Source organism: Parafrankia sp. Ea1.12, from assembly GCF_900465275.1.
Classification (GTDB): domain Bacteria; phylum Actinomycetota; class Actinomycetes; order Frankiales; family Frankiaceae; genus Parafrankia; species Parafrankia soli.
Map to the genome: position 1 here is coordinate 1 of NZ_UBIZ01000148.1, position 26,755 is coordinate 26,755.

Sequence of the window (26,755 nt, forward strand, 5' to 3'; positions counted from 1 at the left end):
CCGCCCCGCCCCACGCCCAGCCCACAAGCCGCAAAGAAATCACCACCTAAGCCCACACTCCAACCAAACAACCCTCAGGGGTTAACCGAACACCTGAAGCAACCAAACCCCGACCCAGAACCCGCCTCACCCCAGCCAGCACCCGTCACGGTTGGTCGGCAGGGCCGGCCCCGGACAGAGCCTGGGACAGGCCGACTCCAGATGTGCGGTCGGCCCCGGGCGGCTGCCGCTGACCAGCTCAATCCGGCATCCCGGTCAGATTCGGAACCCAAGGTCAGGTTCAGCACTCAGCCGACCGCCGCGCCCAGGTCACTCGGACGCGTCGTCACCTGGAGGTTGGTGGTTCGAACGTGGCGAGCATTCGTTCCATTGCCAGGTCGACGCCCTCCCGGTCGCCGGTGGCGAGCAGGTCCAGGAGCAGGCCGCGAGTAGTTGCGAGTGCGAGGCGGGCCTGCGTGCGTGCCGCGGCCGGCGGCAGGCCGTCACGCACCAGGAACTCGGTCATCGGGCCGAGCCAGTCCTCGACGACTCCGTCCAGCAGCGGTTGGGCGTAGGCGCGACCCTGCAGCGCCTGGCCGTAGATCTCGAAGAAGAGGCGCTCGAACGGAGCCAGTTCGGGCTGGCTCAGCCGTCGCCACATCTGGCGGCCGAGCTCGACCGCGGAGGCTGCCGGTTCGCGCTGCATCTCGGCGAACGCGGCTCGTTGCTGTTCCTCCATCGCGCGCACCACCTCGACGAGGAGGCCGTCCCGTGAACCGAAATGGTAAATGATCATGCGATGGCTGGTGCCGAGAGCGGTCGCCAGTTGGCGCAGACTCAGGTCGCCGATCCCGTGCTCCGCCAGGTGCGCGATGACGTCTTCCAGCAGGGCTTCCCGCGCACGCCGCCCCGCGCTGGTGCGCGGACTGTCCGGCAGCTGACCTTGCGACGCCATGTACCAGATGGTACATGTACCACTTGGTACAAGTCGCGGCGCCACCCGGCGCCGGTCGAGAAACCGATCACCCCACAGGAGGCACCCGATGTACTACGAGACCTCGGTGACCATCGACGCCACGTCCGACGAGGTCTGGGCGGTGATGCGGGACGTCGAACGCTGGCCCACCTGGACTCCGACGATGACCACCGTGGACATGGCGGCACGGCCCGCGGCGGTCGGGAGCTCGGGGGCTGACGGCGAACTGCGCGACGGCAGCGTCGTGCGGATTCGGCAGCCCCGGCTGCCCGCGGCCGAGTGGACCGTGACCGACCTGACCCCGGGCTCGGGCTTCTCCTGGATCTCCAGGGCCACCGGCATGACCACGGTCGCCGACCACCGCATCACGCCCGCCGCGGAGGACGGCAAGGTCACGGTGCGGCTGAGCCTGCGGCAGTCCGGGCCGCTGGCGCCGGTGGTGGCGCTTTTCATGGCGCGCCTGGTCCGCCGCTACGTCGACACCGAGGCCCAGTGCCTGCGACAGCACTGCGAGCAGCGGTCCCGCGCCGGCCGGAGCGGCAGCTGAAACGCCGAACCTCACCTGCACGGCCACCGGAATTCAGCCGTCATCCGCGCGAGGCCGCCGGCCCTGGGTGCCTCGCAGCGCGATTCGTGGACTGGCGGGGCGGACCGAGTTACGGACCCAGCCTGCCTCGATCTGATCAGATCAGATCAGATCGAGGCCCCGTAAGCGAAATTCAACCCAGAATTTCGGCATGAGCCCGCGAAACACGGGCACGAATCGATCACATTCCGGATCATCGCCGCCGGAAAACGATCCCGCCGATTCCGCGGACGGCTCTCCTCAGGACCACCCACCGCGAGGGTAGGCCCGGGAGCCCAGGCCGGGCCGCCGGTCCGAGGCCAGAACGCGACGAAGTAGTCAGCCGAGCATTTCTTCTCAGCTATCTCGGGCTCCACGGTCGAGATCTCGGGTCAACCCCCGCTTCCACCGCATCCCGATGACACGCGAAATCGATCCGAAGGCGAGCGGTCGTCAGCGGACCTCAACCCCGCAGGGCGCACGCAGAGTCGCCACGTCAACCCATTGACGCAGGCCAGGACCTTGATCGCGGCATCGGCCCGCCCATTGGACCGCACCGGGACGCGGCCGGGTACCCGTTCGGCCATGTTCGACACCGGGCCGTCGGCGTGAGCGCGGAGACGCCAGGGCGGCCGCCTTTCACCCCGACCGGCCGCCTTGGGCACCTACCCGAATTTGCCTACCCGAATGGGCCAATGAAGCCGAATACCGAGCCCGGCGGCCCACCGACCGACCGCCTCCACACACCTGGACCACACCAGGATCTGACCACGTCAGGCATCCAACCGACTACGCTCCGCCATCTGCCGCCAAGACGAACAAACAGAGTATTTCGGACATTTAGCTGCGGAGCTGAATCGAAAATGCCTGCGGCGCAGCCAACGTCGAAGATCGTCCATGCTGGCCGAGTCGAGGATCCCGATCATCGGCCAGCCGTAGCCGACCACAGATCCGGACTCGCGTAACAAGGTCATCCGCACAGTACGCGATTAACACGGAGGAGCACTCGAACTCTCCCTCGCCCCAGACCCTCCCGGGTTGTGGTGAACCTGGCGTTGGTAGTTTTCTGCGCAAGTCGAGACTGACCGGCAAACGCTGATCCACACCCTGCGCCGGACCGCCGTACTCCCGATAAGGGCGGTTCGACGGGCGCCGTCGGTGAGTGTCATGGCGACTCGTCACAGTCAAGGGAGAAGGATTAATGCGTATCACCAGAATGCGGGCCGTCACGGCCGGCGTTCTCGGCGCGGCCATGACGGCGGCGGCCGTACCGGCCTGGGCCGTTCCCATGCCGACTGCGACCGCGAGCCCGTCCGCCGACATCGCCGAGGGCATCCTCGGCTCGCCGGATCCCACCGCTCCCGCGGGAAGCGGGATAACCGTCAACCTCGATCCGAGCGCCTCGCCGAGTGCCGCACCCGGGGCCACCCCGGGCGTTGGTCCGAGCCCGTCCCCGGGCACCGGCCCGGGCGTCATCATCAGCAGCCCTTCGGCGACACCGACCGGTACCGGCGACGCGACGCTGGACCAGTTCCTGTCCCTGCTCCCGTTCCGGCTCCCCTTCGACCGGGAAATCAACGGCATCGATGACTTCGAGACCAATCCGCTGCGGCTCAGCTACACCTGCACCGGCGCAGGTCCCGCCTGGCGGGTGAGCAACCAGTCGGACGTCGCGTTCGGCTTCGGCTGGTTTGACACCAGCCAGGGCTCCGGCATCTCCACTCTCGGCCCGCGGCAGTCTCTGGAGCTGCCGTCCCACGCCATGGCCGTGATCGCTTCGCCGTGGAACGAGACGACCGGGAACCTCCTGGTGACCGTTCCGGCCGTCGGCGTCTCCACATGCGCCGGGACTCCCGCGCCCGCGGTGATTCCGGGCGGCGGAGTGGGCGCGACGCCGACAGTCGGTGCCGGTGTTGGCGCTGGTGCTGGCGGCGGGACCGGCGGCGGCGGCGTACCCGGTGGTGGGACCGGCACGGGCGGCGGCACCGGCGGTGGGACCGGCACCGGCACCGGCGGCAGCGGCGTACCCGGTGGTGGGACCGACACGGGCGGCGGCACCGGCGGTGGTACCGGCACCGGCACCGGCGGCGGCGGTGCACCCGCCGGCGGCGGCGGGACCGGCGGCGGAGGCGGTGGGACCGACACGGGCGGCGGCACCGGCGGTGGTACCGGCACCGGCACCGGCGGCGGCGGGACCGGCGGCGGAGGCGGTGGGACCGGCACGGGCGGCGGCACCGGCGGTGGTACCGGCACCGGCACCGGCACCGGCGGCGGTGGCACCGGCGGTGGCGGTAGCGGTAGCGGCGCACCCGCAGGCGGCGGAGGTAGCGGTGGTGGCACACCCGCCGGCGGCGGAAGCGGAGGCGGAGGCGGCACACCCGCCGGCGGCGGCGGCGGCAGTGGCGGCGGCGGCACACCCGCCGGCGGCGGAAGCGGCGGTGGAGGCGGTGGCGGTGGCGGTGGCGGCACACCCTCCGGTGGCGGTGGCGGTGGCGGGCTGCCTATTGCCGCGCCTGCCGCACCGACCGCGGTATCCGCCGTGCCGTACTACGCCGGTTGATCACCGGCGTAAGCCGGGACGCAGTCAGCGGCCGACTGTCGGGATAGCGGCACCGACGCCGCCACCCGGCATGCCTCCCACAGATCATCGAGGGAATGTCGCGGGGGATCCGAAGCAGAGCCCGCAAAGAGCACGGAGCGGCCGAGGTGGGAGGCTTCCAAGATCGGGAAGCCTTCCACCTCGGCTGGCCCGCGGCCGCTGGCGCTCCCTCGTCGCGAGGTCCGGTCGGGCCTATGTCCGTCGGTAGAGTTGCTGGTAGCGGGCGGCAGCGTTCGGGTTCCGGTAGACGCAGCCGGGCCCGAGAGGTCGGTACAGGTTGGAACCGACGTTCCCTGGACCACAGTCGCCGAAGTAGAACTCGTACACCAGCCCCTTCCCCGCATGTTCCAGGAACCAGTCGTACATCCACTGGACGAAGTTGGCGCTGTCGCCTCCTCCGTTCGATCCAGCGCCACTCACGACCCCCACTCGCCGATACCGAACGCCTTGTTGTACGCCGTGGCGAAGTTGTACCAACAGGTCAGTCCGCCAACCGCTGTGGCCTGGGCGTCGAATTCCGCCTTCGTGCGTGACACCGACCAGGCATCGTAGGAGTCCAGACCGACGGTGTCGACCCAGGCGTCGCCCGGATACATGTCGATCGTGTTGTGGCTCGGCGGGTTCTGCGAGTAGTTGGCGTTGAGGCTCCACGACTTTTCGGGATCGGGTTCGGCCGTGGGCCTGATGGCGTCCACCACGTGGCGCCAGCAGTTGATGAAGTCTGTCGGGTTTGTGGCGGACCACGGGAACCAGTTGCCGTTCGCCTCCCGGGAAAGCCGGATGATCGAGTTCTGGCGGCCGAACGCGTTCAGCGTGTTACGAAGTTCCGCCAGTACGAAACATATGCGCCGGTGACGCAGGTCGCATTACTCGCACCGATGTTCTCCGGGAACGGTGAAGCCCCGATTATCAGCCGGCCCGGCCAGGTGGCGAACCTCTGCAGGAGATCGGAACTGACGGCCGCACCGCGAGCGCGGCTCGGCGCGGGTGGCCCGGTCCAGCGGCCCGCGCGAGTGACCAGTCCGGCGGCCCCGCGGTCGTGGGTCGGGTCGGCATCCGCGCCGGTTTCGCACCAGCCGCCGCAGAGCCGCCCCAAGATCATGATTGCCGGTCCGGGGTTGTGACCGACCCGGGGCGGCGCCACGCGCACGAAGCGGGCATTGCGCACACGAAGCGGGCATTGCGCAAATGAAGGGACCACGCCTCGGGGAACGGCCGTTCGGCCCGCTCGGGCTCGCTCGAGGCATCGACGTGGCCGGCGGCGGGGAACAGCCGACCCGGGCGCCCGCGGGCAGGATGGTCCCTGACCTGTCAGCCATCCCGGCTGGTTCGGCAGCCGTCGACGCCGAGGACAACCGCGACCTCACCAGCAATTACCGAGCCACTGACCAAGCCATCACCAGGGACTTTCGAGACATTACTCGGCGAATTCCTGGAACCTCTCCGCCACTACAGCCAGGTTTTCTCCTGGAAAAGATCCGGCAGGAGATCAGATCGCGAGACGGAGTGCGCAATATTTTGTGGCACGCACGTGGTCTGATGATGTGTCGCAGACGGTCGGCCGATGCCGCAGAATGAAATTCTCGGACGCCGATGCCGGTCTCGACACACCCGATTACCGCACCAGGGGTTCACGCTCGGGCAACGTCGTGGACCACCGAACTCCCGGTGCCAGACAAATGGAGTGAAACCTGTGATGGTAAGTGACCGTCAACCAGTCGCGCGCCTCGCGGTGGTGGCCGCCGCTTCCTCGGGGCCGGTCAACCTGAGCAACCCGACGTCAGCGGACGCCTCGGCCACCGCGGCGCGACCACCGTGGCAGGCCCGCCCGGCCGCGACCGCCGTCACCGGGCCACCGGGCGCCCCGGGCCTCCTGGTGTGTGGGAACGCCAGTGGCCTGCTGGCCGGCCTCTGGCAGAGCGGCCGGGACCGGGTCGACGGCTTCCTGTGGCAGGCCGACACGGTTCGCAGCCTCCCCGGGAGCAGCCGTCCGATCGCCATGAGCTCTCTGGGCGTCGTGGTCGGCGAGATGATTGGCAGGCAGGGCCCGCAGGCATTCCGCTGGAGCTACGGCATCCACTCCGCGCTTCCCTACCTGGGCGGCACGGACATCCCGGGAGGGCATTTCAGTATCGCCGTGAGCGTCAACGGCCTGGGCCTGGTCGCGGGCAGCAGCAGCACCGACAGCGGCGATCGGCATGCCTGTCTGTGGCGGGAACACATCAGCGAGGACCTCGGCACCCTTGGCGGCCCGGAGAGCTCCGCCGCCGCCGTCAACGACCTCGGCCTGGTGGTCGGTACGAGTCAGACGCGCAGCGGGGCCGACCACGCGTTCGTGTGGTCCGACCGCCGTATGCATGACCTCGGCACCCTCGGTGGCACCTGGAGCAGTGCGTCCGGCGTGAACAACGCCGGGCTGGTCATCGGGAGCAGCGGCACGGCGGACGACCGGACCCACGCGTTCTGCTGGCAGAACGGAACAATGACAGATCTCGGGACACTCGTTGGAGATGAGCACAGCGAAGCCGTCGCGGTGAACAATGCCGGCCAGGTGCTCGTGCGCAGCTACGGCGGGGGAGTTCGGGCATTCCTCTGGTCCGGCGGCGACCTCACCGAGATCCACGGTTTCGGCGAGGGTTGGGTCGACCCGGCCGGGCTCAACGACTCCGGCGTGGTCTGCGGAACGGTCGAGCTCCCGGCCGGGGACGGGCATGCGTTCCGCTGGCGGCACGGAGTGGTCACCGATCTCGGCACCCTCGGCGGGAGGCAGAGCTCGGCCAGTCACGTGACGGCCGGTGGAGTCGTTCTCGGTGAGGCGGTGAGCGTCTCGAGCCCCGTCCCCCACGCCGCCTTCTGGACACCGTAGTGGTGCCTGAGAGCGGCGGTGCGCCGCATGCCACGGCGAGCGGCCAGCGTGGCGACGCCGGCACCGACTACAGACCAGCAGAACGGCCCCGGCGCTCCGACGCCGTCCGCAACCAGGAGCGCCTGCTGACCGCGGCGCGGGCGGTCTTCGCCGAACTCGGCACGAACGCACCGTTGAACACGATCGCGCGACGCGCCGGGGTCGGCCCGGCGACGCTCTACCGGAACTTCGCCAACCGCGAGGACCTGATCGAAGCCGTGTACCGCGAGGATGTCGCCGGGCTCCGCCGCCAGGCGGACGAGCTGGGCGACCGGCTCCCGCCCGGCGCAGCGCTCGCCGCCTGGCTCAGGCAGCTCGCGAGGCACCTCCTGGCCCGGCAGGGGGTCTTCGTCCTCGAGATCGAGGGCCCGCCAATCGCTCCGCTACCGCGGGCGGCGCCGCCCGCCTCCCCCGCCACCCCGCTCGGTGACGCCGGAGCCGGAGTGCTCGCCCGTGCTCAGCGCGCCGGCAGCGCGCGCGCCGATATCACCGTGGACGACCTGGTGGCGGTCACGGCCGCGCTCGTGTCGGCGCTGGGCCCTGGCGGCGGCGAGCGAAATTCCGGCACGCCCGAGGCCCAGCCGGCCGCCGGCGAAAAGGGAGAAATCAGCGTCCAGCATTCACAAGATCATGATACAGGCGCATATCTTGACCGGCTGCTGTCACTCGTCGCGAACGGCTGGCAGATTAGCGACCGCGGCGGTCATCCCTAGCCGTGCTTCGAAGGCGGTGCGTGGCGCGGAGAGCATCCCCGCGGTAGGCGGGCCTCCACGGCGCGGGCACGCATCGACCGTCTCGTAACTGGAGTCTTCCCTCAAATGATGATCAAGTGCAGGCCACTGTGATCCGCTCCGGGGCCGGAGAAGTCCGGCCCGCTCCAGGTCGACTGCGCGAGCGGCGCGATATCGCCAGGTACGGCGACGATGACGGTCCCGTACTTGCCGAGGATGTCCATAATAGTTGACCTGATCCGAATAAATTCGACACCCGTGTGCCCGACGTGCACCGGGCAGAGGTCGCCGCTGTCCAGACGCGCTATTCCGTCGGGTATCTGCTCGCCGGCGGCGACCTGGGACCGGTTCTCCATCCGCCATTGCCGTTCGCTGAGCCAGCCCACGACGACCAGGTCGGGGAGACCGTCGCGCTCCAGCCGCAGCCGCGCTCGCGCCACCATCGCATGGTGGACAGCCGCCGCGGCCGCGCCCGGTGCCGCCACGGGTGAGGCTCTGTCACCGGTGCTGACGAGCCTCTCCCCGTCCGGCGTCAGACGGACGAGGCGGCCCTGGTTGGCGAGCACCGGCTCGGCGTATGCGACCCCGGCGTTCGCCCAACGGGTCACGATCGACCGTGCCGCGTTCTTCGAGATGAGCCGAGCGGGGTTGAGCACGTCAGGCAGGTCGGTCTCGAAGACCGCATGCATATCGAAGATCCACTCGAGCGCGTGCAGATCGCGCGTGTTAAGTCGAACCGTCCCCTGGTCGGCTCTCCTCCTAGGTATCCGAGTAGCCACCGTTCCTGCTGCCTCCACGCACTCGCAGTACACCGGACGGAAGTAGATTCCCAGAGGACTTTTGACCCTGAGAGCCATCACGATCCCGATGAGACAAGAGTACATGGCAAGGAGACAGCGGTGAGGAGACGAGCGACTGGCGGTCGTGCGACTTCGCCGGCTGGCCAGCAGATAACCGGCGACCGACCGGCTCCTGCCAATCAGGCCGGCATTCAAAGCGCTAAGATGCAACGTCGCGATGACGGCCGAAGCACGCCCACGCGGAACTGATTATTTAAATCAGGCACAGATTTTCAGGAACCGGATGGGAACTCGTCCACATTGTCCGGAATTTTTGAGGTACCAGCATACGCCTGGGCCACTTTCCGCGCGGCGAGCTGCCGAACTTCAGGGAGGATCGCGCCTGACATAGTTAGCCCATTGCCCATGTTTACCCGTAAGCAAACGCACCTCATTGGCGTTAACCCGGCACCCCTCGAGGCCGTTCGCGGCTGGTCGACGTCGCGCTTGCCCACAGCGTCGGGCCGGTACCGCGCGGTCCAGGCCGCCATCTCATCGCGGTCCCAGATCCTCATCGGACGCGACGCTGTAAACGGGGCGGGGAACGATGGCCGGCGCGAGAGCTGATCAGCGCGTGCCCGAGAGACGCCGAGTCACTCGGCAATGTCCCGCAGGTTCACAATCCCGGCCACACTCAACACCGTAGAACCAGCATCGCTGCTACCGGTAACACCGCTAGCCTCTCGGAGCGTCACACGCAATCCGGGAGGTCCGTGCCAATGTGGCTTTGCGCGCATAGAACGCACGACCGCACCGCCGGCACGGCTGCGACAGGCGGACAAGGCGGCCGGGCGCTGCGCCGCCCGATCCCGTTTCGCCACGGACCGCTCCGCGGCCACGACGCCGTCCTCGGCGGCCACCGCTCCCGCTCAGCTCAGGTACCGGCCGGGGACGCCGCCAATCGCACCACAGTGATCGATAGAAAGATATCCGGCCGGACGTGCTTCGATCTGTTCCACACCTGCCTCGGCCGGCCCGACGCCGGAAGAGCGGCCCGGCGCGCTTCCACGCGACGAAGATGGCGATCAGCAGGGGTCCGGCCGGTCTGGCTGATCCCGGCCGATCCACGCGAGCAGGGCGCCCAGCGACGGCAGGCAGACAACAGCGAGGACTGTGGCCAACAGCCATCCGGCGAAAACATCAGTGGGCCAGTGCACCCCGAGGTAGATCCGGCTGAGCCCCACAGTGAACGCCCAGATGCCCGGGACCGCGACAGCCGCGACCCTGGTGGAGCGCCTGCGGGCCCGGCGGTACAGCACCGCGGCGAGACCCGCGGCCACCAGCGCCGAGGTGGTCGTGTGGCCGGACGGAAACGCGAAGCCGGACGGATAGGTTATCCAGTGTGCCACCGGCGGTCGCGCCCGACCGACGATGACCGCCAGCGAGGTCCTCAACAGCTGTCCCAGCAGCAGCGCCACGACCCCTGCGACGGCGCCCAGCCACCACCGCCGCCACCGCGACACCGCCAGGGCGCCGGCGACCGCGGCAAGACAGTAGGCGCAGGCACCGACGCCGGTGTCGGTGACGGCGACCGCGACATCGGACAGCCCGGGGTCACGGTGAGCCAACACCCATCGGTGCCACCCGGCATCGAACCCGAACGGCGTTCCACTCCGGAGGACGACGGCGCCCAGCAGCACCGTGAGCAGGACCCCCGCCGCTCCGGCGACGGTGTACCGGATGGTCTCGGTGCGGGCCCGCTCCGAACCGGGCAGGCCCACCACCCGGTCAGAGGTCGAACGCACCGGTTGCCCGCCGGGTCGACGCATGTCCGCCAACAGGAGTCTCCGTCGGCACATCGGTGATCATCACATGGGTCGCCGGCAGGGCCCGTCGGGACACGATGGCCCCCGCCTTGATGTCAGGCGCCGCGACACAGCCGATGATGATCGTTTTCAACGGTCCTGTTCCCCGGTCGAGCCTTATCCGTCGGTCGTTCGCGACTGGTTTTTCGCGGCCGTTGCCTGCGCGCTTCCTCCTTCCGCGGCCGAGCTTTCGCGTTCGGTTCCGCGGTCGTTTCGGGCCCCGCGACACGCCTCGACCGAAGAGCGCGTCCCGCCCGCCGGGTGTGCCCCGTCCGAAGACCGCGCCTCGCCCGAAGACTAGGACGGCCAACATGTGAGGACGATGTGGGACGGCCCTCCCCTATCACCATCAGCTCCCCGCTGTATGACTGCTCCGCCAGGTCGTGAAACTGGCCGGAACCCCGCTGTGCTGACCGGAAGCAATAGCCAGTAGGTGTCTTTCCCGGCTGGCCGCCGTAGACAGGCAGGAAGCGGCATCCGGATGGCATCCGCGTACCGCGGTACCTGGGCTGTCGGCCCTGGTACCGCGGTACCAGGGCCGGGCCCGAAGATCGGACCGCGGTATGACGAATCGTCTCGGGCCCACGCCTAGCGTCTCCCAGCAGGACGCCGGGAACCCGGCGGACAGGTCTGAGAGGGAAGCGATGATCGAGGCGCGACAGCTGACCAAGCGATACGGGCCGAAGACAGCCGTCGACGGTCTGGACTTCACCGTCCGGCCGGGCTCGGTGACGGGATTTCTGGGGCCGAACGGCGCCGGTAAGTCCACCACGATGCGAATGATCATTGGATTGGACGCGCCGACCGCCGGCTCGGTGACGGTGAACGGCCGGGAGTACGCGAAGCACGCGGCTCCGCTGCGGGAGGTCGGCGCGCTCCTGGAGGCGCGGTCCATCCACCCCGGACGAACGGCCTTCGACCACCTGATGGCCCTCGCGTACACCCACGGCATCCCCCGCGCCCGGGTGGACGAGATGATCGAGCTGACGGGCCTGGGTTCGGTGGCCCGCAGGCGCGCCGGTGCCTTCTCGCTCGGCATGGGCCAGCGGCTGGGCATCGCCGCGGCGCTGCTCGGGGACCCGCAGACCGTCATGCTGGACGAGCCGGTCAACGGGCTCGACCCGGAGGGTGTGCTGTGGATCCGGAATCTGCTCACCGACCTCGCGGCCGCCGGGCGGACCATCTTCGTCTCGTCGCACCTGATGAGCGAGGTGGCGCTGGTCGCCGACCATCTCATCATCGTCGGGCGCGGGCGGGTCCTGGCTGACACCACCGTGCAGGAGCTGGTCCGGCAGGCCGGCGGCGACACCGTGGCGGTCGCCAGCGCCGACCCGGCGCGGCTGCGCGGCCTTCTGGCCGGTCCCGGGGTCGAGATCACGGCGACCACGGGGTCGGAGCAGTTGAGCGTGACCGGCATGTCGGCCCGCGAGATCGGGACCAGAGCCGCTGAACACGGCATCGCGCTGTTCGAGCTCACCGCCCGGACGGTCTCCCTGGAGGACGCCTTCATGGCCCTGACCAAGGACGCCGTCGAATACCATTCCGAGACGACCGTGGCGAGGGCGGCATGACCACCATCACTGAGACCCGGCCCGTACCCGCAACGCCGTCCCGGACGGCCGGCTCCGGTCAGAAGGTGACCGGCCGGCGGGTGCTGCGTTCCGAGTGGGCCAAACTGTGGTCGCTGCAGTCGACCTGGATCACGCTGACCCTCGGGCTGCTCTTCCTGTTCGCGGTCGGCATCATCGCCGCGGTGCAGTACAGGTCGATGACCGGGCCGGGCAAGCACCTGGACCCCGGCCTCGCGGATGCCACCACCCAGAGCCTCGCCCTGTTCGGCGTGCCGTTCGCGCTGGTCGCGCTGGGCGTCCTGGGGGTGTTGACGACCTCGGGCGAGTACACGTCCGGCATGATCCGGTCCACGCTGGCGGCCGTCCCGCGCCGCCTGCCGGTGTTGTGGGCCAAGGCCGCCGTCCACGGTCTGATCGCCTTCGTCCTCAGCGTGATCGGTGTGTTCGTCGCGTTCCTCGTCGCCAGCGGGATCCTTTCCCGCACCCCCATCGCCATGAGCGTCACCGACGGTGGTGTCGTGCGCAGCCTGCTCGGCGCGGGCCTCTACCTCGGCCTGGTCGCCGTGATCGGGGTGGCGCTGGGCGCACTGCTGCGCTCGACCGCGGGCGGGATCTCGGCCCTGGTCGGCACGTTCCTGCTGGTGCCCAGCCTGATGTCGCTGCTGCCGAGGTCCTGGCGGACCGACGTCACCCCGTACCTGCCCAGCAGTGCCGGCGAGTCGGTCTTCGCCCTGCACCACACCGCCGGCACGTTGTCGGCCGGTGCGGGGCTGCTCGTCCTGCTCGGCTGGACGGCTCTCGTCCTCGGCGGGGCCGCGCACCGGCTCGTCCGGTCGGACGTCTGATCCTCCGGTGCTCGCGGTGAGCGACGACGACGCGGCCGGCGGGCTCGTGGGACATCCCGCGACCGCCCGGTTGTTCCACGCCGGACAGCGGGTCCGGCAGTGGGACACCGCACGCCCCTGGGCGCTGGACACCGCCGTCGTGGTCACGATCTTCCTCGTGTTCTGCCTGCCCGCCCTCCCGCACGACGGGGACCCTCCGGACACGCCGATCCCCTTCGTCTGGCCGCCGCTGGCCGAGATGCTGCTGTTCCAGGCCGCGCTGCTCGTCCCGCTGTGGTGGCGGCGCCGCGCCCCGCTGGCAGCGTTCCACGCGGTCATGGCGGCGTTCGTCGTCGAGCTGGCCGTCGGTGTCCTGCTGCGCGCCGACGTCGCGCTGCTGGTCGCCGTTTACAGCCTGGTGCTCCACGCGCCGCTGCGGCGCCTGCCGTGGGCGGTACCCGCGTCGATCGCCACGTTCGTGCTGCTCGTGATCCGCCTGGCCACGGTGCTGCCGGTGGGGGATCTGATTTTCCTGCTCCTCAGCATCGGCGTCGCGGCCGCCGCGCTGGGGTTCGCGGTGCGCATCCGCCGCGCGCAGCTGGCCGCGCTGCGCGACCGGGCCCGTCAGCTCGAGATCGAGCGGGACCAGCGCAGCAGACTCGTGGCGGCCAGCGAGCGCGCCCGGATGGCCCGCGAGATGCACGACATCGTCGGCCACAGCCTCGCAGTGATCATCGCGCTGGCTGACGGCGGCGCGTACGCCGTGGACGTCGCGCCCGAACGCGGCAAAGAAGCGCTCAACCTGATCGGCGACACCAGCCGCCGGTCGCTCGGCGAGCTGCGCCGCGTCCTCGGCGTACTGCGGGAGCGTGCCGAGGCGCCCGATCTCAGCCCGCAGCCGCGCATCGCCGATCTCGACTCGCTGTGCCGGCGCGTCCGCGCGGCCGGGCCGCAGGTTGAGTACCAGAGCGCCGGTGAGCTCGATGCCCTGGATCTCGGGGTGCAGCTGGCGGCGTACCGCATCGTCCAGGAGGCGCTCACCAACATCCTCAAGCACGCCGGCCCGCGCACCCGGGTGCGCATGGCGCTGCGCATCGACGGCACCCGGCTTCGGATCATGATCCGGGACACCGGCCCACCCGACGCCGCCGACCGGCCCGCTCCCCCCGGCGAGCCGGGTCACGGCCTGATCGGAATGCGGGAACGCGCTGGGCTCTACGGCGGCACCGTCGCGGCGGGCCCCGCCCCGGGCGGAGGATGGAGCGTGGCAGCCGACCTCGACCTCACCCCGCACGAAACCCCACCGCACGAGCCCGAAGGCGACCCCACATGATCAGCGTGCTCATCGTGGACGACCAGCCCCTGCAACGCCTCGGCTTCCGCATGCTGCTCGAGAGCAACCCCGACACGGAGGTGGCCGGCGAGGCCAGGAACGGTTCGGACGCGGTACGGCAGACGGCGGACCTGCATCCCGACGTCGTCCTGATGGACGTCCGCATGCCAGGCATGGACGGCATCGAGGCGACCAGGCGGATCGTGGCCGGCGGCGGCCGCTCGCGCATCCTCATGCTCACGACCTTCGATCTCGACGAGTACGTGCACGCCGCGCTTCGCGCCGGCGCCAGCGGCTTCCTGCTGAAGGACGCCTATCCCGAGGAGCTCCTCGCCGGCATCCGGGCGGTCGCCGTCGGCGACGCGGTCATCGCGCCCGCCCTCACCAGGCGCCTGCTCGACGCCTTCGCACAGCATCTCGGCGATGCCCTTCCCGACGGGGAGCGGGCCGCCGACCCGCGCCTGGACACGCTGACCGAACGGGAACGCGAGATCCTCGTCGCCATCGGCCACGGCTGGACCAACGGCGAGATCGCCGAGCGGCTGGTCCTGTCCGAATCGACCGTCAAGACCCACGTGGGCCGCGTACTCGCGAAGATCGGCGCCCGGGACCGGGTGCAGGCCGTCATCTGTGCCTATGACCTTGGCCTGACCCGCCCGCAGGCCCGCGCCGAAACCGCCCGGGACCGCAGAACCGACAATCGGCAATAAACGGGCGAGACAGGCCACACGCCGCACAATTAAATTAACATCAGGTGGACGGGTATCGCCCACTCGGACCGCAAATGGACTCGGACCGCAAACGGACTCGGACTGTCAACAGCCGGGGATGAAAGACGGCGATCTGGCGATCGTACGATAGGAACCGGCTCGGCGCTCTCCGACCTGGTTTCGGCGGGGGCGAGAATCAGGATCGTCGAACTGCACGACCGCACGTGTCCGGAGGCCGTCCATGCTCCCATCAATCCTTGACATAACCCCGGGAGAAATCGCGTCCATCGACGCCGACGAATACATCGGCGCCCTGATGCGATGGCATTTCTCGGAGGAGACCGGTAGCCCGTACTGGTTGCGCCGGTCCCGGAGCCTGGATTTCGACCCGATCGCCGACGTCCGGACTTTCACCGATCTCGTGCTCTTCCCGAACGTCGTCAACGAGTTCCGCGATGTCCCGGTCGAGGACCTGGTCCCAAGGGGGCTGACCGGCGCGGACCGGGTGATCGCGGGAATCTTCGAGAGCGGCGGGACGACCGGCGCCCCGAAAAGATTCGTGATGTTCGAACGCTGGGCCGAGTTCGCACTTAGCTGGGACGAGTTCCATTACAGCGACCTGGGGACGACGAACATCCTGGCGGTCGCGCCCAGCGGGCCGCACATGTTCGGCGACTTCGCCAGCAGGAGGGCACGCCGCCACAACGGCGTGAGGTTCACCGTCGACCTCGACCCCCGGTGGATCAAGAACCTCATAGCCCGCGGCGCTCTGGAGGAGGCCGACCGCTACGCCGAGCATCTGGTCGACCAGGCGGCGCACATCCTTACCAGCCAGTCCGTCGGAATCCTGGTCACGACTCCACCGCTGCTCGAGCGGATAGCGCGGCGCGCGGAGCTCGTCGAGGTCATCAACAAGAACATCCGGTTCATCTGCTGGAGCGGCGCGCACATGGACGCCGACTCGCGCGACATCTTCCGGCGGGAGGTATTCCCCGGAATCCCCCTCAAGGGCCTTTACGGGAGCACGACGGTGCTCGGTATGTCCCGCGAGCGCCCGCAGGAGGATTCCGACGAGCTCGCGGTGTTCGATCCGCCCAGCCCGTACATCACCTTCCAGGTGGTGGATCCCGGGACCGGCGCGGAGGTCGGGTTCGGCGAGCGCGGCCAGGTCGTGATGAACCACCTCACCAAGTACGCGCTGGTGCCGAACAACCTCGAGCGGGACACGGCGGTCCGGGTCGAGCCGCTGACCGGAGCGCTCGGCTGCGCCGTCGCCGACGTCGCCCCGGTCACCACCTTCGACAGCCAGGCCGTCATCGAAGGGGTCTACTGATGGACGAGCAGATCCACATCGACGCGCTCGGTCCGACCGGGCCGTACCGCTCCCGCGAGCGCAAGCCGCTCACCGCGCTCTCCGGGGAGCACATCGGCGAGATCAGCCAGGTGCCGACGCTCTACGTGCGCCGGGCGCTGGCCGCGATGCGCGCGGCGCCGACCGTGCCGGCCGCCGAGCGGTTCGCCGCGCTCGACAAGGCCGCCGACCTGTTCACCGGCGCCGCCGTCGGCGGCCTGCACCCCGACGACTACGCCCACCTCGTCTCGCAGGCGTCGGGTGTGCCGCTCGGCGTGGTCCGCCAGTCGGTCGAGTGGGTCGCGGAGGTGCTGCGTTCCCAGCGGCGCACGGTCGAGCTGGCGATGCCCCGAGGCGCGGTCGCCGACTGGCGCGACCCGGCCACGACCACCGGTTCCGCGGTCTGGACCCGGCGCGGGGACCTCTTCGCCGTCCACGCCGCCGGCAACACCCCGGCCGTGCACGGGCTGTGGCCCGAGGCGTTGGCGCTGGGATACAAGGTCGCGCTCCGGCCGTCGTCCCGCGAGCCGTTCACCGCCTTCCGGCTGGTGAGCGCCCTGCGCGACGCCGGTTTCCCGCCTGCGGCGCTGACCCTGCTGCCCACCGACTACGCGGCCGCGGACGTCATCGTCGCCGAGGCCGACCACGCGATCGTGTACGGCGGCCAGGACGTCGTCGACAAGTACCGGGCCAACCCGCGCGTGCTGACACAGGGGCCAGGGCGGTCGAAGATTCTCGTCACCGCCGAGGTCGACTGGCGGGAGAAGATCGACGTCATCGCCGGCTCGGTCAGCCACCTGGGGGGAACCGCCTGCACCTGCGCCACCGCCGTGCTCGTCGAAGGTGACCCCGAACCGCTGGCGCGGGCGCTCGCCGAGCGGCTGGGCCGGATTCCGAGCCTGCCGCCCGACCACCCCGACGCGATCCTGACGGTGCAGCCGACCGCCACGGCGACGCAGCTCGACCGCTACCTGCACACCGTCGCCGGTGACGCGCACGCGCTGCTCGGCGGGGACACCATCGTCGACGACCTTCCCTCGGGCGGCTCGGTGCTGCGGCCGGCGGTGCACCTGGTCGCGTCGAGCACGGCCCCCCAGCTGAACGTCGAACTGCCGTTCCCGTGCGTCTGGGTCGGCCCCTGGCAGGAGCGGGACGGCGTCGCCCCGCTGCGCGACTCCCTCGTCCTCACCGCGATGACGACCCGGACGGACCTCGTCGACACCCTGCTGGACGAACCGTCGATCACCAACCTCTACCTCGGGGACAACCCCACGACCTGGCTGCGCCCCGGCATCCCGCATGACGGCTACCTCGGCGAGGTCCTGATGCGTAGCAAGGCGATGATCCGCTCCGGTCCGTGAAGCCCCCCGCTGGCAACCACAGCCGACAGGGAGGGTCGAGGGCCTCCAGGGAACTCAGGCGACGGGGCCGGCGCCCGCCCGTCCAGGATCTCGACGGCACGCGCCGCGCGGCCGCGGAGCGGCCCCCGGGTGGCGGAGCGGCCCCCGGGTGGCGGGGCGGAAGCTCGCCCCGCGCGATAGGGCCGCCGCGATGTGAGTTCGATGTGAGCCCGCGTTGCCGGGCGAGGCCGTCCGTACCCAGTGGAATACGACGTCGCCATTGACGGCTGGAGTAGCGAAAGGGCCAGTCACAGCGAAGGGACGGGGCCGTGGCGGTTGACGTCGGCGGAATCGGAGTATGGCGGGCTTCGTTCTACTGGCCTGGCGACGCCGGGCAGCACGCGGAGATCGCCGCGGAGCTGGAGGATCTCGGGTACGACGCGATCTGGATCGGTGCCTCCGCCGGTGACCTCGCGCTGCCGGAGACACTGCTGGACGCGACGTCACGGATCGCGGTGGCCACGGGGATCGTCAACGTCTGGACCGAGCCGTTGGACCAGGTGGTCGCCAGCTACGCCCGCGTATCCGGGGCCCACCCCGACCGACTGCTTCTCGGCATCGGTGCCGGGCACGCCGCGAACGTCGAGCCGACCGGGCAACGCTACGAGCGGCCGTACCGGAAGGTGGTCGACTACCTGGACGGCCTCGACGCGGCGAAGACGCCGGTCCCCCGGGAGAACCGTGCGCTCGCGGCGCTCGGCCCGCGGGTTCTCGCGCTCGCCGCCGAGCGCACGGCGGGCGCGCATCCCTACCTCGTCCCACCGGAACACACGCGGCGGGCCCGAGAGATCCTCGGGAGCGGTCCGCTGCTCGCCGTCGAGCAGAAGGTCGTCCTGGAGACCGATCCGGAGCGGGCTCGCACGATCGCCCGCGCCACGGTGAACCGCTACATGACCCTGCCGAACTACACCAACAATCTCCTCCGGCTCGGCTTCACTCCCGACGACTTCGGAGGCGGCGGCAGCGACCGCCTCGTCGACGCGCTCGTCGCCTGGGGTGACCTCGACGCGGTCCTCAGCCGCGTGCGGGAGCACCAGGACGCGGGCGCGGACCACGTGTGCATCCACGTCCTCACCGAGGACCCGACGACTGTTCCCCGGCCGCAATGGCGCGCCCTCGCCACCGCACTCGACCTGGTTTCCTAGCGGCGCTGCCCAGCGCGGCGCTGAAGGTCCGCCCAGGTACGCGATTCATCCCGGCCAGTGTCACGATTCCCGGCCGGTCGCCGCAAAGGATTTTCCGGGGCGGTCACCCAGACCACAACGCGGGAGGCCGTCTACCAGGCCTTTTCCGTCATCAACGCCGCCAGCGGCGAGCAGGGCCGGCACGAGTCGCCTTTCCGGTGTTCCGCGGAGTGAGCGACTGCCTTGTCGGTGGTCACTGGCTGGCGAATAATCGATCAGTAACCTGAGCGATCCGCCGGTCAGGTTCCGGGCAGTTCGGGGGGTGGAGAAGGCGGCCGTGCGCGATCGGGCGGGCGGGCGGCTCCTCCCGGGGACGGCGGCCGTGGGAGAGGCACCCGGCGGCGCCGCGATCGACGGCGCCGCCGCGCCCGCGGCGGACCACCGGCGCAAGCCCGCGGCGTCCATGACCGGAAACGGGGACGACCTCCGCCGGAGATACGGGGTGCCGGCACTCGCCGTGGTGGGCGCGGTCATCGGGGCGGTGGTGCTCTGGCTTTCCGACGGCGGTCGGGACGAGGACACGACAAGCACCCTCTTCTCCGGCCTCGTCGGCGGGCTCTACCTGCTGACCGGTTCCGTCACGCACCTGCGCCGACCGGGTCGGCTGGGGTTGCGCATGGTGATGGTCGGCATCTCCTGGTTCGCCGAGGACCTGCAGGTCTCGAGCTACCCGGTGCCGCACACCGTCGGAATGTTCTTCCGGTGCGTCGCCTCGGGATGTCTCGTGCACCTCCTGCTGGCCTTCCCCGAGGGGCGGCTGCGGACGCGCACCGAGCGGGCGGTGACCGGCGGGGTGTATGTGTTCGTGCTCGTCCTCGTGCCGCTGGGCGTCCCCTTCTACCGGTCGTTGACACCGAACCTGCTGCTCGTCGCCAACCTGGCCCGGATGCAGGACCTGCTGGTCGACAGCACGCAGGTGGTGTTCGCCGTCATCGTCGGCGCGCTGCTCGTCCGGCGTTGGTTCGTCGCCACCCCGCCGGCCCGCCGGGTGCTCGCGCCGGTGTACGGCGTCGGGCTCGTCGGGAGCGTCGCGTCGCTGCTCCACCCGGCGTTGACCGGTTCGACCGCGCTGCTGATCAACGAGGTCGCCCACCTCGCCACCCTCGGGCTCCCGGTGGCGTTCCTGGCCGGTGCGCTGCGCGTCCGGCTCGGCCGCACGGCCGTCGGGGACCTCCTCCTGCAGCTGCCGCAGATGCCGCCGACCGAGCTGCGCCACCTGCTGGCCCGCGCGCTCGGCGACCCCACGCTGCGCATCGCGTACCCCCGCCCGGACCATGCCGGTTCGGACGCCGGTTCCACCGACGGATACCTGGACGCCGACGGGCAGCCCGTGACGCCCCGCCCGGATGACGCGGTGACCCCGGTCCGGCGCGGCGTGCGCGTGGTCGCCGTGCTCCTGCACGACCCGGCGCTGCGCGCCGACCGGCACGTCCTGCACGCCGTGACGGCGGCCGCGGCGCTGGAGCTGGACAATCAGCGGCTCGCCGCTGAGGTGCGGGCCCAGCTCACCGAGGTCCGGGCATCCCGGGTCCGCATCGTCGCAGCGGCCGACGAGCAGCGCCGCCGGATCGAACGCGATCTGCACGACGGCGCCCAGCAGCAGCTCGTCACGGCCGCGCTGATCCTGCGGCTGGCGCGGGACCGGCTCGGCCCGGCTCCCCCCGACCCCGAGCTCGGCGTGCTCCTGCGGCGGGCCGCCGACGGGCTGGAGGCGGCGGTCACGGAGCTGCGCGAGCTCGCCCGCGGCATCCATCCCGCGGTGCTCACCGAGGCCGGGCTGCTGCCCGCGCTGCGGACGCTCGCCGCCCGCTCGGCATACCCCGTGCAGGTCGTCGACGGGCCCGCGTTGCCGCCGCTGCCGGACCAGGTGGCCGCGACGGCCTACTTCGTCGCCGCCGAGGCGGTGACGAACGCGGCGAAGCACGCCCGCGCCAGCCAGATCCACGTCCACGCCCGGGCGTCCGGGAACCGGCTGCTCGTCACCGTCGCCGATGACGGCGTCGGCGGCGCCGACATGAACGCCGGAACGGGCCTGCTCGGGCTGCGCGACCGGACCGCCGCGCTCGACGGCAGCCTGGTCGTGCGCAGCCTCCCCGGCGCCGGGACGTCCGTCCACGCAGAGTTGCCTCTGGAGGGCTCTTGACCACCGCCACCACTCCATCCGCCCCGGCCGCGGGGGTACCGCGCATCGTCCTCGCCGACGACGCCTCGCTGTTCCGGGCGGCGCTCGCCGAGCTGCTGGAACGCGACGGGTGCGCGATAGTCGCGCAGTCCGGGAACGCGGACGAGCTGCTCGACGCCGTCGAACGGCACCGCCCGGACCTCGCGGTCGTCGACATCCGGATGCCGCCCGGCTACCACCTGGAAGGGCTGCGCGCGGCCGTGCGGCTGCGGCGGAGCCATCCCGGGACGGGCGTGCTGCTCCTGTCACAGCATCTGGAGGTCGCGCACCTCGACGAGCTGGTCGGGCATACCGCGCGCGGTGTCGGCTACCTGCTGAAGGACCGGGTCACCGGGCCCGGCTTCCTGGATGCCGTGCGCCAGGTGGCGGCGGACGGCTGCGCGTTCGACCCCGAGGTCGTCCCGCTGCTCGTCGGCGGCAGGAGCGGCCGGCGCGACGAGCTGGCCGCGCTCAGCCCGCGGGAGCGGGAGGTCCTCGCGCTGATGGCGCAGGGCCGGTCCAACAACGCGATCGCCGACGAGCTGCACCTCACGACACGCACCGTCGAGACGCACGTCCGCGGTGTCTTCCAGCGGCTCGCGCTGCCCGACGAGGCCGAACACAACCGCCGTGTCCTCGCGGTGCTCGCCTACCTGCGCTCCGCTCGACGGGCCACGATCAGCGCCAGCGCGGCCGCCGACAGCGTCGACTTGGGGAGGAACCCGGCGGCGGACGACCGCTCGACCGCGTCGCCGTAGTGCTCGGCGTCGCGCACCGAGCAGAACACCACGGTCGCGTCGGGGGCCGTGCGGCGTAGCGCCCGGCAGACGCTGAACCCGTCCATGTCGGGCAGGGCGATGTCGAGCAGTACCACGTCGGGGCCCGCCTCGGGCACACCGGCCAGCGCCTCGGCCCCGGTCCCGGCGTCGCCCACCACCTGGTAACCGCCGCTCTCCAGGAGCGCGCGGGCGACGGCGCGGAACGGCTCGCTGTCGTCGACGATGAAGACGCGGCCCACCGCCACCCGGTCCATCTCCGGACGGTAGCACCCGGCGGCCGTTTCGGATCTCGGTGCCAGCACTGGGAAAACCGCTCTCGAAAGCCAGTGCCGGCACGGATGTGCCCAGATCCGGTTCGCCCGACACTCCTTCCCATGAAGGCCGTCCTGACCGGGCTCGCGCGCGTGTTCGCCGTGATCGTCGTATTCGTGGTCGTCCGTGGCCAGATCGACTCCGACTCCGACTCGGGCAGCGTCGACTACCCGTTCACGTGCGCATGACAGCGCGCCGCGCGTCGCTGTGGCGGCATCCGGTGCTGACACCCGGCTACGCGGCGGCGATCGCGTTCGGTGCCGTCGCCCTGTCGAGCGTCGTCGTGGCGTCGGCGTCGGCGCCGCAGTCGCCGGTCACCGGCAAGCCGGAGCGGGTCACCGTCACCTTGGTCGAGGCGTCGGGCGCCCGGCTCCCGGACGACCTGACCGTCCAGATCCGGCACGGCTCGACCGTGCTGGCCGCAGACGGGATCGTCACGCAGGGCCGATCGTCCGCGGACGTCCCTCCCGGCGACCACGAGGTGTGCGTGGTCTCGTCGACGACGCCGATGCGGGTGGCCGGGTCGGACCCGGCGTCGGTGTGCATCCGGGAGCGGGTGTCCGCCGACACCCCGACCAAGGTGACAGTCGAGCAGGTCCGCGTGGTCGCGGACAGGACGGACGGGGACGACCCGCTCCCGAACGACAGCAAAGTCACGATCAGCTACGCGCAGCGCGAGCTGCCGGGCGGCGCCCTCGACCCGAACGGGCAGTTCACGCCGTCCGAGCTGCCGCTGAACGCGGTGGTCTGCCTGGACCCGCCGACCGGTTGGCGATTCGCCGACACGAAAACCCGCGACCAGCAGTGCCAGTCGGTCACCAACCCGGCAGCCGACGTGCTGTTCCGCCTGGAGAAACCATGACGGGCAGGGCCGTGACGGGACGAGCGGAGCGGATTCCGCTTCCGCTGCTCGCGGCCTCGGCGCTCGTCGCGGCCGGATTCGGCTGGGCCCTGCTGTTCCGGGACCGCCCGTTCGAGACGACGCTCGCCGTGGTTCTCGGGTCCGCCGCCGTCGGCGCGCTGCTCGCCGCTCTGCTGGGGCAACCGCTCACAGACCGCGCCCGGCCCCCGGACCGCCCGTCGTCCGGGCCGGGCGCCGGCGGCGCGAAGCCGCAGACCGCGCCGCCGCAGACCGGGCAGCCGGAGACCACGCAGCTCGTGCTGCCGGTCGGGCAGCCGGCTGGCGGCGCCCCGTCCACGGGGCAGTGGTGGAACAGGGACGCCCCGCCACCGGCGGCGCCGACCACCGCGACCGCGCCGACCCGCCCGGCTCCCCGCGATCTCGGGGAGCTGCGCGACTCGGCCCGCGTCGTGCAGTGCCCGCGCTGCGGCGCGTTCCGCCTCGACGTCCGGCACGCCGGCGCGGGATATGCGTTCCGCTGCCGCGCCGATGGCCACGAGTGGACCTGGCTACCCGGAACCACGTGGCCGGTCGTCGTCGTCGCGAGTCGCCGCCGGAATACCCGTTGACCCGGGACCGCGCCGGGCTCAGGACCGTGTCGAATCCAGAACCGCGAGTTCAGAACCACGAGTTAAGAACCGCGAGTTCAGGACCGTGTTGACCAGGACGGATGGACGAATGTACGAGCAGACCTTCTCCCGTACCAACCCCGGCTGCATCGTGTTCCTGCTGGACCGGTCCGACTCGATGAAGCAGCCGTGGCAGTCCAGCGGAGGCACACTCGCCGAGGGCGCCGCCCGCGCCGTGAACAAGATCCTGCTCGATCTGTGTGTGAAGTCGGCGAAGGAGGTCGGCGGCCGGGCCAGGCACTACTTCGACGTCGGGGTCTTCGGCTACGGCGCCTGCCCGGTGGGGGGCGGCGAGGGCGTCGAGCCGGCACTGGCCGGGCAGCCGATCGTGCCGATCCCGCAGGTGTTCGACAACCCGCTGCGGGTCGAGGCCGAACAGTCGGTCGACGCCGTCGCCGGCTCCCGGCTCCCGGTCTGGATCGAGCCGGTGTTCGGCTACCGCACCCCCATGTGCCAGGCCATCGCGACGGCGGGCGAGCACGTGTACGGGTGGGCGGCCAGCCACCCCGACTCGTTCCCGCCGATCGTCATCAACATCACCGACGGGATGGTCACCGACAGCCCGTTCGACGGCGCCGACCTCGCCGAGTGGGCCGCCCGGCTCACCTCGATCGAAACCCGCCACGGCCGGACACTGCTGTTCAACATCTTCCTGTCACCGACCGTCGCACCCGAGGCGCTGTTCCCGGTCACGGCGGCGGACCTGCCCGAACCGGGCCCCGAGCTGTTCGCGATCTCCAGCACGCTGCCGGCTTCGATGGTCGCGAACGCCCGCGGCGCGCGGGTGGAGATCGCCGACGGTGCCCGCGGATTCGTGTTCAACGCCGGCCTGGCGACGCTCGTGTGGTTCCTGGAGATCGGCACCCGGGTCGCCGACGTCCGCGACCGGTGAGGACCTGCTGATGATCCTCGCCCGCTCCGCCTGTTTCTGGCTGGAGAAGCTGGGCAGCGCGGCATCGGAATGGGAGGACGCCGCCGCCTGCCACGACGGCGACCCGGCCACCGGTGTCGCCCCCCGCTACGTGGTCGTGGACGGCGCCACCGAGGCCTACGACGCGATCCGCTGGGTGGCGCACCTGGTCGGCTCGTTCGTCGCCGACACCGGGCCCGACCTCACCCCCGACGGGCTCCGCGCCTGGTTCGAGCAGGTCCAGCGGCTGTGGGTGGCCGGGGCGCCCGCGCGGTTCGCGACCGTCATCGAGGAGCACAAGTTCCACACGCAGGGGTCGTTCGCGACGTTCCTGGGATGTCGCCTCACCGGCCTCGACGGGCCCCGGGCCCGCTGGGAGGCCGCCGCCCTCGGGGACACCGTGCTGTTCCACGTCCGGGCCGGCCGGCTGCTCACACACTTCCCGCCGATCGACGTGGACGACTTCGGTCTCTCCCCCGACGGGATCGGCACCCGCCCGGAGGCACTCGGCCCGATGCTGCGTGCGCTGGAGCTGGCCAGCGGCGAGGTCCGGGCGGGCGACGTGCTCTTCATCGCCACCGACGCGCTGGCCCAGTGGCTGCTGCTGGAAGCCGATCGCGACGAGGCGTCGCTGTGGGCGGCACTCGCCGGCCTGGACCACGACGCGGCGTTCGCGGCGATCGTCGCCGACCAGCGCGCGGCCGGGCGGATGCGCAACGACGACGTCACGCTGCTGCGGGTCCGGCTCGCCACGGCCGAGCCCGGCGCCCTGGTGGTCTGCTTGTGACCGACCAGCTGTCCGCCGAGGACTACATCAAAGCCGTGCAGCGGCCCGACCTCGTGTTCGACCGTCCCGAGTTGGTCGAGGCCCGGTTCGACGTGCACCCGATGCTGGGCATCCCCGTTCCGGCGTCGGGCAGCACGGCGGTCGTGTTCCGGGCGACGGTCGGCGGCACCGCGCAGGCGTTACGCTTCTTCACCCGCGAGGACGCCTCCACCCAGCAGCGCTACACCGCGCTCAACGCCTGGTTCACCGAGCGCGGGCTCAACGGCGACGTCGCGGGCTGCCGCTGGGTGGACGACGCGATTCTCGTCAACGGCCGGCGCTGGCCGATGGTCCAGATGGAATGGGTGGACGGGCACACCCTCGACCGGCACGTCGAGGACCTCGTCGAGGCCGACGACCGCGCGGCGCTGGCGATGCTCGCCGCGTCCTGGCGTGACCTGTTGCGCCGGACCCAGGCCGCCCGGTTCGCGCACGGCGACCTGCAACACGGCAACGTGCTCGTCGACACGGCCGGCCAGCTGCGCCTGGTCGACTTCGACAGCTCGTGGATCGCCCCGTTCACCGGCTCCCGGCCGCCGTCGGAGGGCGGACACCGCAACTACCAGCCCCGGAACCGGCCCTGGGGCCCGTGGATGGACACCTTCCCCGGGCTCGTCATCTACCTCTCGCTGCTGGCGCTCGCCCGCGAGCCGAAACAGTGGGAGCAGCTCAACGACGGCGAGAACCTGCTCTTCCGCGACAGGGACTACCAGCCTCCGCACCGGACCGAGGTGTGGTCGTGGGTCGAGCGGCTGCACGACCCACGGATCGACCAGCTCGCGGCCCGGCTGCGGGCCTGCTGCGCCCCGGGCTGGACGGCCACCGGCGACCTGGAAAAGCTGATCTCGGGGCCCGTCCCCTGGTGGACGCACACGGCCGCCCAGCCGCCAGCCGGCGCGCCGCCCGAGGCCACCACCGCACCGCTCCCGGTCATCACCCCGCCGGTCGAGGTCACCACCGCGCCGGTCCAGGGCACCACTACACAGCCCCAGGGCACCGCCGCGCCGCGTCAGAGCACCGCCGCACGTCCGTGGCCTCGTCCCCAGCCCGCTCCGCCGGCCGGGCAGACCGTGTGGTGGAAGCAGCCGCCCGGACAGCGGCCGGAACCAGGGCGACCAGTGCCGGCGCAGCCCGGACCGGCGCAGCCCGGACCGGCGCAGTGGGCTCCCCTGCGTGCCGCGGGGCGACGGCTGCGCGCAGTGGGCTGGTACCTGTTCGCGGTGGTCTCGACGGTGGCGGCCTGGGGGCTCGGCAGTGCCCTCGTCTCCGCCACGCTCACCGGCATGACCCCCTCCGACGAGGCCGCCGTCTCCGCGCTGCTCGCCCTTGTGCCTGCGCTGATCGTCCTCGTTCTCATGGTCCGGCTACGGCGACGGCGACGGCGACAACCATCGGGGAAGGCGCGATGACGCAGCGGATGTTCGGCCCGTACCGCATCGAGGAACTGCTGGGCCGCGGCGGGATG

Annotated in this window: 25 protein-coding genes; 19 read left to right on the top strand and 6 right to left on the bottom strand. The window is 71.0% G+C overall.

The window, feature by feature from the left end:
* Positions 1 to 325: 325 nt before the first annotated feature.
* On the bottom strand, positions 326 to 934 hold the full coding sequence (locus tag FMEAI12_RS03860) for a TetR/AcrR family transcriptional regulator (RefSeq protein WP_112104997.1): 609 nt from the start codon (positions 932 to 934) through the stop codon (positions 326 to 328).
* A gap of 88 nt (positions 935 to 1,022) precedes the next feature.
* Between FMEAI12_RS03860 and FMEAI12_RS03865 the strand changes: the two genes are divergently transcribed.
* Together FMEAI12_RS03865 and FMEAI12_RS36485 are read left to right on the top strand one after the other, a co-directional pair.
* A complete protein-coding gene (locus tag FMEAI12_RS03865) occupies positions 1,023 to 1,502 on the top strand; it encodes an SRPBCC family protein (protein ID WP_112104998.1) in 480 nt (159 codons plus the stop codon).
* Between the two features lie 1,219 nt (positions 1,503 to 2,721).
* A complete protein-coding gene (locus FMEAI12_RS36485; protein WP_160144232.1) occupies positions 2,722 to 4,080 on the top strand; it encodes a hypothetical protein in 1,359 nt (452 codons plus the stop codon).
* A gap of 231 nt (positions 4,081 to 4,311) precedes the next feature.
* Here the strand turns inward: FMEAI12_RS36485 and FMEAI12_RS37750 are convergent, their stop codons facing one another.
* The gene (locus tag FMEAI12_RS37750; RefSeq protein WP_235013674.1) at positions 4,312 to 4,539 is read right to left on the bottom strand and encodes a hypothetical protein; all 228 of its coding nucleotides are present in this window, start codon (positions 4,537 to 4,539) and stop codon (positions 4,312 to 4,314) included.
* Positions 4,536 to 4,979 (bottom strand): glycosyl hydrolase, encoded by a 444-nt coding sequence (locus FMEAI12_RS37755; protein WP_368672050.1) that lies wholly within the window; start codon positions 4,977 to 4,979, stop codon positions 4,536 to 4,538. Before FMEAI12_RS37755 ends, FMEAI12_RS37750 begins: the two co-directional genes overlap by 4 nt.
* Before the next feature lie 836 nt (positions 4,980 to 5,815).
* Here FMEAI12_RS37755 and FMEAI12_RS03880 point away from each other — a divergent pair.
* Both FMEAI12_RS03880 and FMEAI12_RS03885 read left to right on the top strand, forming a co-directional pair.
* Entirely contained in the window at positions 5,816 to 6,985 is a 1,170-nt protein-coding gene (locus FMEAI12_RS03880) for an HAF repeat-containing protein (RefSeq protein WP_112105008.1), read from the top strand.
* Complete coding sequence (locus FMEAI12_RS03885) at positions 6,985 to 7,737, top strand: TetR/AcrR family transcriptional regulator (RefSeq protein ID WP_071059792.1); 753 nt, start codon at positions 6,985 to 6,987, stop codon at positions 7,735 to 7,737. The genes FMEAI12_RS03880 and FMEAI12_RS03885 overlap by 1 nt, the downstream gene beginning before the upstream one ends.
* 101 nt (positions 7,738 to 7,838) lie before the next feature.
* On the opposite strand, the gene FMEAI12_RS03890 is transcribed toward FMEAI12_RS03885, so the two are convergent.
* Both FMEAI12_RS03890 and FMEAI12_RS03900 read right to left on the bottom strand, forming a co-directional pair.
* Complete coding sequence (locus FMEAI12_RS03890) at positions 7,839 to 8,444, bottom strand: hypothetical protein (RefSeq protein ID WP_235013675.1); 606 nt, start codon at positions 8,442 to 8,444, stop codon at positions 7,839 to 7,841.
* 1,175 nt (positions 8,445 to 9,619) lie between these two features.
* On the bottom strand, positions 9,620 to 10,339 hold the full coding sequence (locus FMEAI12_RS03900) for a phosphatase PAP2 family protein (protein ID WP_235013676.1): 720 nt from the start codon (positions 10,337 to 10,339) through the stop codon (positions 9,620 to 9,622).
* Between the two features lie 704 nt (positions 10,340 to 11,043).
* Here FMEAI12_RS03900 and FMEAI12_RS03905 point away from each other — a divergent pair.
* The 9 genes from FMEAI12_RS03905 to FMEAI12_RS03945 all read left to right on the top strand — a co-directional run bounded on the left by FMEAI12_RS03905 (position 11,044) and on the right by FMEAI12_RS03945 (position 21,691).
* Positions 11,044 to 11,970 (top strand): ABC transporter ATP-binding protein, encoded by a 927-nt coding sequence (locus tag FMEAI12_RS03905; RefSeq protein ID WP_112105000.1) that lies wholly within the window; start codon positions 11,044 to 11,046, stop codon positions 11,968 to 11,970.
* Positions 11,967 to 12,815 (top strand): ABC transporter permease, encoded by an 849-nt coding sequence (locus tag FMEAI12_RS03910; protein WP_112105001.1) that lies wholly within the window; start codon positions 11,967 to 11,969, stop codon positions 12,813 to 12,815. Before FMEAI12_RS03905 ends, FMEAI12_RS03910 begins: the two co-directional genes overlap by 4 nt.
* Before the next feature lie 16 nt (positions 12,816 to 12,831).
* Positions 12,832 to 14,127: a sensor histidine kinase gene (locus FMEAI12_RS03915; RefSeq protein WP_112105010.1), complete on the top strand. Its 1,296-nt coding sequence runs from the start codon at positions 12,832 to 12,834 to the stop codon at positions 14,125 to 14,127.
* Entirely contained in the window at positions 14,124 to 14,837 is a 714-nt protein-coding gene (locus FMEAI12_RS03920) for a response regulator transcription factor (protein WP_112105002.1), read from the top strand. Before FMEAI12_RS03915 ends, FMEAI12_RS03920 begins: the two co-directional genes overlap by 4 nt.
* Positions 14,838 to 15,078: 241 nt before the next feature.
* The gene (locus FMEAI12_RS03925; protein ID WP_112105003.1) at positions 15,079 to 16,170 is read left to right on the top strand and encodes an AMP-binding protein; all 1,092 of its coding nucleotides are present in this window, start codon (positions 15,079 to 15,081) and stop codon (positions 16,168 to 16,170) included.
* Positions 16,170 to 17,549 (top strand): aldehyde dehydrogenase family protein, encoded by a 1,380-nt coding sequence (locus FMEAI12_RS03930; RefSeq protein WP_112105004.1) that lies wholly within the window; start codon positions 16,170 to 16,172, stop codon positions 17,547 to 17,549. The genes FMEAI12_RS03925 and FMEAI12_RS03930 overlap by 1 nt, the downstream gene beginning before the upstream one ends.
* 308 nt (positions 17,550 to 17,857) lie before the next feature.
* Positions 17,858 to 18,733, top strand: coding sequence for an LLM class F420-dependent oxidoreductase (locus FMEAI12_RS03935; RefSeq protein WP_071059799.1), 876 nt, complete (start codon positions 17,858 to 17,860; stop codon positions 18,731 to 18,733).
* 316 nt (positions 18,734 to 19,049) lie between these two features.
* Positions 19,050 to 20,915: a sensor histidine kinase gene (locus FMEAI12_RS03940; protein ID WP_112105011.1), complete on the top strand. Its 1,866-nt coding sequence runs from the start codon at positions 19,050 to 19,052 to the stop codon at positions 20,913 to 20,915.
* Positions 20,912 to 21,691 carry a response regulator transcription factor gene (locus FMEAI12_RS03945; protein ID WP_071059800.1) on the top strand — a complete coding sequence of 260 codons (780 nt, stop codon included), beginning with the start codon at positions 20,912 to 20,914 and terminating at the stop codon, positions 21,689 to 21,691. Before FMEAI12_RS03940 ends, FMEAI12_RS03945 begins: the two co-directional genes overlap by 4 nt.
* On the opposite strand, the gene FMEAI12_RS03950 is transcribed toward FMEAI12_RS03945, so the two are convergent.
* A complete protein-coding gene (locus FMEAI12_RS03950) occupies positions 21,583 to 21,966 on the bottom strand; it encodes a response regulator transcription factor (protein WP_071059823.1) in 384 nt (127 codons plus the stop codon). The two genes, FMEAI12_RS03945 and FMEAI12_RS03950, sit on opposite strands and share 109 nt — an antisense overlap.
* A 120-nt stretch (positions 21,967 to 22,086) precedes the next feature.
* Here FMEAI12_RS03950 and FMEAI12_RS39175 point away from each other — a divergent pair, with 120 nt between their 5' ends.
* From FMEAI12_RS39175 to FMEAI12_RS03975, 6 genes are all read left to right on the top strand, one after another.
* The gene (locus FMEAI12_RS39175; RefSeq protein WP_255565652.1) at positions 22,087 to 22,212 is read left to right on the top strand and encodes a hypothetical protein; all 126 of its coding nucleotides are present in this window, start codon (positions 22,087 to 22,089) and stop codon (positions 22,210 to 22,212) included.
* Positions 22,209 to 22,886: a hypothetical protein gene (locus FMEAI12_RS03955; protein WP_112105005.1), complete on the top strand. Its 678-nt coding sequence runs from the start codon at positions 22,209 to 22,211 to the stop codon at positions 22,884 to 22,886. The genes FMEAI12_RS39175 and FMEAI12_RS03955 overlap by 4 nt, the downstream gene beginning before the upstream one ends.
* Positions 22,883 to 23,494 (top strand): hypothetical protein, encoded by a 612-nt coding sequence (locus FMEAI12_RS03960; RefSeq protein WP_112105006.1) that lies wholly within the window; start codon positions 22,883 to 22,885, stop codon positions 23,492 to 23,494. The genes FMEAI12_RS03955 and FMEAI12_RS03960 overlap by 4 nt, the downstream gene beginning before the upstream one ends.
* A gap of 109 nt (positions 23,495 to 23,603) precedes the next feature.
* On the top strand, positions 23,604 to 24,446 hold the full coding sequence (locus FMEAI12_RS03965) for a hypothetical protein (protein WP_071059802.1): 843 nt from the start codon (positions 23,604 to 23,606) through the stop codon (positions 24,444 to 24,446).
* A 10-nt stretch (positions 24,447 to 24,456) separates the two neighbouring features.
* Positions 24,457 to 25,251, top strand: a complete 795-nt coding sequence (locus tag FMEAI12_RS03970; RefSeq protein WP_071059803.1) for a hypothetical protein — start codon at positions 24,457 to 24,459, stop codon at positions 25,249 to 25,251.
* Positions 25,248 to 26,699, top strand: coding sequence for a phosphotransferase (locus FMEAI12_RS03975; RefSeq protein ID WP_112105007.1), 1,452 nt, complete (start codon positions 25,248 to 25,250; stop codon positions 26,697 to 26,699). Before FMEAI12_RS03970 ends, FMEAI12_RS03975 begins: the two co-directional genes overlap by 4 nt.
* The last annotated feature ends 56 nt before the right edge of the window (positions 26,700 to 26,755 follow it).

Excerpts from the sequence above, each read along its gene's own strand:
- FMEAI12_RS03920 (WP_112105002.1), top strand. The coding sequence starts at position 14,124 with ATGATCAGCGTGCTCATCGTGGACGACCAGCCCCTGCAACGCCTCGGC.
- FMEAI12_RS03970 (WP_071059803.1), top strand. The coding sequence starts at position 24,457 with ATGATCCTCGCCCGCTCCGCCTGTTTCTGGCTGGAGAAGCTGGGCAGC.
- FMEAI12_RS03890 (WP_235013675.1), bottom strand. The coding sequence starts at position 8,444 with ATGCATGCGGTCTTCGAGACCGACCTGCCTGACGTGCTCAACCCCGCT.
- FMEAI12_RS03925 (WP_112105003.1), top strand. The coding sequence starts at position 15,079 with ATGCTCCCATCAATCCTTGACATAACCCCGGGAGAAATCGCGTCCATC.
- FMEAI12_RS03865 (WP_112104998.1), top strand. The coding sequence starts at position 1,023 with ATGTACTACGAGACCTCGGTGACCATCGACGCCACGTCCGACGAGGTC.
- FMEAI12_RS03880 (WP_112105008.1), top strand. The coding sequence starts at position 5,816 with ATGGTAAGTGACCGTCAACCAGTCGCGCGCCTCGCGGTGGTGGCCGCC.
- FMEAI12_RS03955 (WP_112105005.1), top strand. The coding sequence starts at position 22,209 with ATGACAGCGCGCCGCGCGTCGCTGTGGCGGCATCCGGTGCTGACACCC.
- FMEAI12_RS03910 (WP_112105001.1), top strand. The coding sequence starts at position 11,967 with ATGACCACCATCACTGAGACCCGGCCCGTACCCGCAACGCCGTCCCGG.
- FMEAI12_RS39175 (WP_255565652.1), top strand. The coding sequence starts at position 22,087 with ATGAAGGCCGTCCTGACCGGGCTCGCGCGCGTGTTCGCCGTGATCGTC.
- FMEAI12_RS03950 (WP_071059823.1), bottom strand. The coding sequence starts at position 21,966 with ATGGACCGGGTGGCGGTGGGCCGCGTCTTCATCGTCGACGACAGCGAG.
- FMEAI12_RS03965 (WP_071059802.1), top strand. The coding sequence starts at position 23,604 with ATGTACGAGCAGACCTTCTCCCGTACCAACCCCGGCTGCATCGTGTTC.
- FMEAI12_RS36485 (WP_160144232.1), top strand. The coding sequence starts at position 2,722 with ATGCGTATCACCAGAATGCGGGCCGTCACGGCCGGCGTTCTCGGCGCG.
- FMEAI12_RS03860 (WP_112104997.1), bottom strand. The coding sequence starts at position 934 with ATGGCGTCGCAAGGTCAGCTGCCGGACAGTCCGCGCACCAGCGCGGGG.
- FMEAI12_RS03905 (WP_112105000.1), top strand. The coding sequence starts at position 11,044 with ATGATCGAGGCGCGACAGCTGACCAAGCGATACGGGCCGAAGACAGCC.
- FMEAI12_RS03930 (WP_112105004.1), top strand. The coding sequence starts at position 16,170 with ATGGACGAGCAGATCCACATCGACGCGCTCGGTCCGACCGGGCCGTAC.
- FMEAI12_RS03960 (WP_112105006.1), top strand. The coding sequence starts at position 22,883 with ATGACGGGCAGGGCCGTGACGGGACGAGCGGAGCGGATTCCGCTTCCG.